Source organism: Salinicola sp. (assembly GCF_982684285.1).
Genome location: NZ_CEXLVS010000041.1, coordinates 14385 through 21797 on the forward strand (window position 1 = coordinate 14385; position 7413 = coordinate 21797).

The 7413-nt window shown below is 61.8% G+C and carries 10 protein-coding genes and 1 pseudogene; all 11 read left to right on the forward strand.

Going from position 1 to position 7413, the window contains the following annotated elements:
- Positions 1-257: pseudogene (locus AC3AYF_RS05650) on the forward strand (hypothetical protein); the annotation flags it as partial.
- Positions 258-260: 3 nt separating this feature from the next.
- The gene (locus AC3AYF_RS05655) at positions 261-1034 is read left to right on the forward strand and encodes a lysozyme family protein (protein WP_295035866.1); all 774 of its coding nucleotides are present in this window, start codon (positions 261-263) and stop codon (positions 1032-1034) included.
- A gap of 248 nt (positions 1035-1282) precedes the next feature.
- Positions 1283-1840, forward strand: coding sequence for an integrating conjugative element protein (locus AC3AYF_RS05660; RefSeq protein ID WP_295035865.1), 558 nt, complete (start codon positions 1283-1285; stop codon positions 1838-1840).
- A gap of 20 nt (positions 1841-1860) precedes the next feature.
- The gene (locus AC3AYF_RS05665; RefSeq protein WP_295035864.1) at positions 1861-2319 is read left to right on the forward strand and encodes a hypothetical protein; all 459 of its coding nucleotides are present in this window, start codon (positions 1861-1863) and stop codon (positions 2317-2319) included.
- Complete coding sequence (gene traD, locus AC3AYF_RS05670; RefSeq protein WP_295035863.1) at positions 2316-4493, forward strand: type IV conjugative transfer system coupling protein TraD; 2178 nt, start codon at positions 2316-2318, stop codon at positions 4491-4493. The genes AC3AYF_RS05665 and traD overlap by 4 nt, the downstream gene beginning before the upstream one ends.
- Positions 4480-5184, forward strand: a complete 705-nt coding sequence (locus tag AC3AYF_RS05675; protein WP_295035862.1) for a TIGR03747 family integrating conjugative element membrane protein — start codon at positions 4480-4482, stop codon at positions 5182-5184. The genes traD and AC3AYF_RS05675 overlap by 14 nt, the downstream gene beginning before the upstream one ends.
- A gap of 162 nt (positions 5185-5346) precedes the next feature.
- Positions 5347-5700 carry an integrative conjugative element protein, RAQPRD family gene (locus AC3AYF_RS05680; protein ID WP_071232238.1) on the forward strand — a complete coding sequence of 118 codons (354 nt, stop codon included), beginning with the start codon at positions 5347-5349 and terminating at the stop codon, positions 5698-5700.
- Entirely contained in the window at positions 5700-5918 is a 219-nt protein-coding gene (locus AC3AYF_RS05685; protein ID WP_487779502.1) for a TIGR03758 family integrating conjugative element protein, read from the forward strand. The genes AC3AYF_RS05680 and AC3AYF_RS05685 overlap by 1 nt, the downstream gene beginning before the upstream one ends.
- 96 nt (positions 5919-6014) lie before the next feature.
- A complete protein-coding gene (locus AC3AYF_RS05690) occupies positions 6015-6389 on the forward strand; it encodes a TIGR03745 family integrating conjugative element membrane protein (RefSeq protein WP_487779503.1) in 375 nt (124 codons plus the stop codon).
- A 9-nt stretch (positions 6390-6398) separates the two neighbouring features.
- Positions 6399-6776: a TIGR03750 family conjugal transfer protein gene (locus AC3AYF_RS05695; RefSeq protein WP_295035860.1), complete on the forward strand. Its 378-nt coding sequence runs from the start codon at positions 6399-6401 to the stop codon at positions 6774-6776.
- Positions 6773-7413, forward strand: a 641-nt coding sequence (locus tag AC3AYF_RS05700; protein WP_487779504.1) for a PFL_4703 family integrating conjugative element protein, incomplete at its 3' end; no start/stop codon positions are given. The genes AC3AYF_RS05695 and AC3AYF_RS05700, both read left to right, overlap by 4 nt.

Consider the following 7413-nt stretch of genomic DNA (forward strand, 5'->3'; position numbering starts at 1 on the left):
GCCAACGCCTGAATGTGGTGGTGGCCACCGAGGGGTGTGACCAATGCGATGCGACCGTGAAGCGTCTGCTGAACAGCGGTGCGGCCATGGACATCTGGGTCCTGGACGCCAACGGAGACGACGATCGCATTCGCAGCTGGGCGGCTCAGGTCGGTATCCCACCGGCGAAAGTGCGTGCCGGCACGGTGACGCTCAACCATGGTGGCTCGCTGAACGTCGACATCAGTGATCTGCCGCGTGTCGCGCCGAGGGGCTGAGCGATGATCTCGCGCGCGCTGAAAGCTGCATTGACTGGACTGGTGACGGCGGTAGTTGCCGGCCTGGCCCATGCCGAGCAACCAGACATCCCATCAGCCTATGTGGTCGCCGCCGAGGAGCATGGTGTACCGCCGGCGGTGCTCTACGCCGTGGCCAGCGCCGAGTCGGTCGTGAGTCTCGACGCGGGGCGTCGCCCCTGGCCCTGGACATTGAACGTCGCTGGAAAGTCGATGCACTTCGGCGATCGAGACTCGGCGTGCCGGGCGCTGACCGACGCGCTCGAGACGACGCAGATCGTCGACGTGGGGATCGCGCAGCTCAACGTGCGCTGGCAGCCGCAATTATTCGGCGCTGGCCAGCGTTTCGCGGATCCCTGCGATGGTCTCGACCCTTACGCCAATCTGGATGAGGCAGCGACGCTCATTCGTGGCCACTTCGATGACGCCGGCGACTGGCTGATCGCGGCCGGGCGCTATCACCGCCCAGCAGGAGGCCGTCCCGCCGAGCGCTACCGATCCGTGGTCAGCGAGGAGCTGGCCAGGCTCGGCACGTCCCCTTCGCTGGAAACAGCGTCTCCGACACGGATAGCTATACGCCAAACACCTGCTCCGGAGCGAGCGCACCGACCTGCGATGGTGCCAATTGGGAGTGGTCACTCAGCTGCGTCTGGTGAGGCGCTGACTTGGGTGACACCCGCTCCACGTACGCCCGACACCGACGTCACCTGGGTAACGCCCGAGCAGCGTCCCTGGATGGCTGAAGTCGCCATTCGATAACAAAAGGAAAGGTCCATGGAAGATCTGAGAGAAGTGCGCGTTTCAATACCTCCTAGTACAGCTGATGTTCTCGTGAAGTGCCCGGCCTGCGGTGTTGGGGCAGTTCATCACGCCTCCAACTGGCCCTGCATCAATACCGAAGGCGTGTTTCTCGTCTCCCCAATTGCCACATTCGGGACGGAATGCAGCGCATGTAGCGAGCCATTTCTTTTCGGCCCTCTTCGGAAGAACGTCGAGAAGGGGGCGTTATGACGAAGCCTTGTCTGTTCTTGATCCTGATGCTCTGTCTACCACTCGCACAGGCTCAGCCTGAGGTAGACCGACCGCCAGGACTACCCCAACTGACCGTGGTCGCCGACCACGGTGGCGAGTCGGCCCGACCTTACTACGTGGCGATCAAGGGAGCCGGGGTCGGTGAGGAGCAAGGCTACTCACCGCAGCTGGGTAGTTCATCTCGCCCAGATCGTCCCTACGGCGAGTACGACATGCTGCCGCTCGAGAGCGAGCTGATGACACCCGGCAACGTGACGCCGCGTGAATTGGATCTACCCGGCGGGTTCACGCCCGTCTTTTTGATTGGTGACGACGACTTGTCTCGACAGTGGCTGGCTCAGCGTGGCGACATCCTGCGCGAGATGAATGCGGTGGGGCTAGTCGTCCAGGTAGCCGATGAGCCGTCTCTGCAAGCACTGCGCGACGCGGCCCGAGGGCTCGAGCTTCGTCCTGTCTCGGGCGACGGATTGGCCGAGCGACTCGGCCTACGACACTACCCGGCGTTGATCAGCCAGCGGGGCATCGAGCAATGACATCACAAGGGGAGCGATCCATGGCTACCGTTCACTGCTTCGTCTGGGATCGATGGAAAGAGGTCGAGACGGATGCGTTACGTTCGGGGGATATAATTCATCGTGCGGGAGAGCTTTTTCAGATCATTGCTCCCGCCTATGTCGAGAAGGGGAAGCCGCACTTGCCGGCCAGACGGCTGGAACAGGAGCCGATCCGTTTGATGGTGGGGGAGTTTGCCGAGGGGCTCGATCATGTCTGCATGGCAATGGATATGACGGGGTCTGATCTGCGTGAATATGACAATGGCGATGCGCAGTTGCTCGATCTGGAAGCGGGGCCAGGACACATCTGCTCTCCGCGACTCCCCAGGGCCGAACTCGAGCGCTTCTGCGAGGTGCATATCGAGCATTATCAGGCCCATTTCGACGAGCATGAATCCCGGCTTGATCGTGGGGAACGCATTCCGCTTAAACCCTGGTGGGAAGGAGCCGCTTCATGAGCAGCAATCACCCCCTCGAATCCCTCCTGCGACCCGCCGTCGAGCTGTACACCGTCTGGATCTGCGCCGGCTGCGTCGTCCTGTGTATCTGGGCACCCTGGTCGCTGGCACTGGCGCCGAGTGTAGGCATCACCACAGCAGCGGGCTTTGCGGCGTTCGGCGCCTGGCGCTTTCGCCAGGCATGGGTCGTGCTGCGCTATCGCCGCAACATGCGCCGTCTGCCGCGCTTCGCGTTGCCGGCGCGCAAGGTGCCATTGAGCCGGCGGAGCTTGTGGCTAGGCAAGGGCTTCAAATGGGATGCCCAGCACACCCAGCGGTTGCACGAAGCGGCCCAGCCCGCCGCCAAGGGGTATGTTCAGCCGAGCCCGTGGTATCAGCGTGCCCGCCGTCTCGAACAGTCGATGGAGGGCGGAGCGGTCGGCCAGCATATCGCCGCGCTGCTGCGTTGGGACTCGATGCTAAATCCGGTGCGGCCGCTACCACCGGTCGGCGGGCGTCCAGCGCTGCATGCCGTCGAGTGGCGAGAGCACGATGTCTGGATGCCGCTCGGTGAGCGGGTGGGGCACACCCTTGTGGAGGGAACGACCCGCGTGGGCAAGACGCGTCTGGCCGAGATCCTGATCACCCAAGACATCCGGCGTGGCGACATCACGATCTGCTTCGACCCCAAGGGGGACGCGGATCTGATGATGCGCATGTACGCCGAGGCTCAGAAGGCTGGACGGGGTGACGAGTTTTACATCTTCCATCTGGGCTGGCCGGACGTCTCGTGCCGTTACAACGCCGTGGGGCGCTTTTCTCGGCTATCCGAGGTGTCGACCCGCGTGACCGGTCAGCTCTCCGGCGAGGGAAACTCTGCCGCGTTTCGCCAGTTCGCCTGGCGTTTCGTCAACATCGTCGCCCGCGCCCGTCACGCGCTGGGTGAGCGGCCAAGCTACGGCCAGATCCTGGCTGATGTGGTGAACATCGATGCGCTGTTGATGCAGTACGTCCAGCAGATGCTGGAGCAGCAGCTTCCAGGGTCGAACCAACAGATCACCGACATCGAGGGGAAGACCAACGACAAGAACACGCCGCGTAACCTGCAGGGTCGCCACAAGCGGGTGGTCGCGATCGTTCAGTACCTGCAACAGCCCGATGTCATCGAATCGTTGAGCGACCCCGTGCTCGATGGCTTGCTCTCTGCGGTGCGCTATGACAAGACCTACTTCGACAAGATCGTGGCGTCGCTTCTACCACTGCTCGAGAAGCTGACCAGCGGCAAGATCGCCGAGCTCCTCTCGCCGGACTACGACGACATCGAGGACGAGCGTCCGATCATCGATTGGCAGCAGATCATTCGCAAGAAGGGGGTGGTCTATGTCGGCCTCGATGCGCTGAGCGATTTTGAGGTCGCTCAGGCGGTGGGTAATTCGATGTTCGCCGACATCGTGTCGGTCGCCGGTCATATCTATAAATTCGGGTCCGAGGATGGTCTTCCCGGGAAGGGTGGGAGCCAGAAGCTGCCGATCAACCTGCACTGCGACGAGTTCAATGAATTGATGGGCGATGAGTTCATCCCACTGATCAACAAAGGGGGCGGTGCCGGCATCCAGGTGACGGCCTATACCCAGACGCTCTCGGACATCGAGGCGCGGATCGGCTCTACGGCGAAGGCAGGCCAGGTGGTGGGCAACTTCAACAACCTGATCATGTTGAGGGTGCGCGAGGAGCGCACCGCGCGATTGCTGACCGACCAACTGGCCAAGGTGAACGTCTCAACCCGGCTGATGGTGTCGATGGCCAGTGACAATGCCGATGTGAACAGCGACCAGGATTTCAGCTCCTCGGCAGGCGACCGCATCGGCACCGAGTCCGTGGAGATGCTGACGCCCAATGATGTCATCAATCTGCCCAAGGGGCAGGCCTTCGCGCTGCTCGAGGGCGGCCAGCTCTGGAAGATCCGCATGCCGCTACCCTTGCCGGACAAGACCGAGGACGTGCCGAAGGATGTGGCCGACATCGCGGGTCGCATGCGCGCCAAATACGCCACGGGCGATCAGTGGTGGACGGGCGTCATGCCGCCGCCGATCCATATGGATTTCAGCAATCCGCCGAGTCTGCATGAGCCGGTCGAGCGTGATGCCGCCATGGTGGACGGCGGAGCCGGGGAGGTGAGTCATGGCGAGGGATGAGGCACCGGCGCAGCGCGCCGAGAAGAAGCGCAGTGGGCTGGTCGGCACGCTACTCAAGCTGCCGTTCACGCTTATGGCCATCGTTGTGGTGTCGATCTTTTGCTCGATTGTGATCGAGTGGATTGGCATCTACTTCGATTGGTTCAGTCAGACGGGATCCGATCATGCCTATCAGACGATGGTGTCCGAGATGGGGTATCTGGACAGCCAATTCACCCGCTCTCTACTGGTGTCGGCACCGGTCGAATTTGCCAATCGTGTCGTGGATACCTGCTATCAGTGGCTGTTCGTGAAGTCGGGCGTTGCCGCCTGGGTGGAATCGGGTAGCGGCTCGGAAGGGTGGCTTGGTGTGGTCAAGACCTACTTGCAGGCGGGCATGTACGTCACTCTGATGACGCTCACACGCTGCGTCATCCTAATTCTGACCTCTCCACTGTTTGTGCTGGCTGCGCTGGTCGGATTCACTGACGGCCTGGTGAGTCGCGATCTGCGCCGCTTCGGGGCTGGGCGTGAGTCGGCGTTCATCTATCACCATGCCAAGCGCATGGTAACACCGATCTTCCTGACCGGCTGGCTGGTCTATCTGTCGCTACCGTTTTCGATCCACCCGAACCTGTTTCTGCTGCCCTGTGCGCTGCTGTTTGGGCTGATGATTGCCATCGCGACCTCGAGCTTCAAAAAGTACCTCTGAACCAATAGCCCTCGTTCATCGCCCGACGCCACCTGGGTGGATCGGGCGCCTCTTGCGCCTTCAAGAATACCCCGCTGTTTCGCTTAACGTTTTGAGCTGATCCCCGAGTGAGTTGCCTCGACCATGAACCCATGTCGTCACCACTCACGACGGGACTCAACCATGACGGTGCGCCAACGCTTTTCCTTTCCCACGCTGTTCACGAGCCTCCTGTTCGCCAGCAGCTACAGCTTCGTGTGTCCTGCGCAAGCGAGTGACATCGATGAGATCCAGCGCCGGGATCTGGCCCTGATCCAGACCCAAATCGAGCAGATCAAGGTCGTGGTCGACCGCATCGACGCCAGGCAGCAGAACGCGGATCCCGAATCCACGCGGATCTACTTCGACATCCCACGGCTACGCAGTGACCTGCAGTCCATCACCAGCGGTATCGATGCCTACCTCGCACCGGATCGCCTGCTGCCGCGACAACCCCAGCCGCTTGACGGCGATTATCTCGACGACCGGGGGCAGTAGTGGAAGCGTTCGAGGCGGGCGCCGGCATGGGCGGTCAGGAGTTGTCCTGGCTCATCGCCGGTGTGGGATGTGTGGCCATTTTGCTGTGTGCCGGGTGGATTCTCATGTCGGCCTACCGCGGCTGGGGCAAGGGACGTGTAGACGGAGACGTCGTGGCCACCGTTGCAGTCAAGTCAGTGCTGCTGATCCTGCTTTTTTTCTGGCTGTTTCTGTCCTGACGGAAATTGCCAAACCTGACCCTCGTCATGAGGGCAAGCAGTAGCCCCTGCTGGGGTAAAAGCCAAGTCGGCAAACCATCTCAAGAGGAAGCCATCATGTCGCTGCAATCACTGTTCCAACGGTTTGGCGGTGGGTTCAACCGCACCTGCCAAAAATTCGTCGTGTTGGCCAGCACGGCGGTACCGGGTCTCGCCCTGGCCGATCTCCCGACACTCGAGGAGCCGACGCAGGGCGGTGGAGGGATTCGCTCCCCCGCCCAGGGGTACATGTACGACGGTTTCGTCCTCGCTGGTTTGCTGCTATGCACCGCCGCTTTCATCTGGGTCGGCATCGGCTGCCTGGCGTCGTTCAACGAAGGGCGACAACGCGGCGAGTGGACCAAATTCGGCGTGACCGCCTTCATCGGCGTCGTGCTGATCCTGGTCATCATCTGGCTGAGCACTGAAGCCGCACCGATCCTGGCTCAGTGAGGGGGCGTCATGGCAAGCATCGATTTCCTGCCGAAACGGATCAACGACGCCCCGGTGGTTTTTCGGGGCATGACGTTAGGGGAAGTCTGCATCATGGCGGTGACGGGCTTCGTCGGCGGCATGCTTCCGGGCATCGTCCTGGCGTTCGTGTTCGGGATGCCTGCCATGGCACCTACCGTTGCCGTGGCGGTCATGGCACTCGCCCTGGTCGTCGGCGGCACCGTCATGCGTCGGCTACGACGTGGCCGTCCTCCCTCACTGCTCTATCGCCAGATCCTGTATCGATTCGCCGTCTACGGCATCAATCTCGGCGGTGAAACGCTCATCACTCGCTCAAGCCCCTATCGCCTTGGGCGTGAGCCCCGGAGTCAAGGAGAACTGCGATGAGTCGCCTACGTAACGCACTGGGGGCGCGTGACGCCCACATCACCACGCTGCGCGGCATCATCATCGTCCTGGTCTTGCTTTCCGCCGGGCTGGGCTTCGGTTGGTACAGCGCCCCCAAGGATCTGACCATCTCGATTCCACCGGATTTGCGCACGGGCTCGACTCAGAAGTGGTGGGAGAAGCCCCCCTCCGCCGTCTATGCCTTCACCACTTACGTCTGGCAGCAGATCAACCGCTGGCCGTCCAACGGTGAGGCGGATTACAAGCGCAACCTCTACGCCTACTCACCGTTCTTGACGCCCTCCTGCCAGGCCGAGCTCGAAGAAGACTATCGCTATCGCAAGCAGCGCAACGAGCTGGATCAACGGGAGCGGAGCGTCTTCGAAATTCCCGGTCGTGGTTTCAGTAACGAGCAGTCAGGACCTGGCTCAGTGGAAGTCGTCTCTCGGGATCAATGGATCGTGAACCTGGATCTCGCCGTCAAGGAAACCTACGCCGGCACGCCCGTGCGCGACGTCTACATGCGCTTTCCCATCAGAGTCGTACGTGCCGAGGGCGATCCGCAGAACAACAAGTGGGGCATGCAGATCGACTGCCTTGCCCGCCCGGCCCAGCGACTGGAAATCCCACAGCAGGA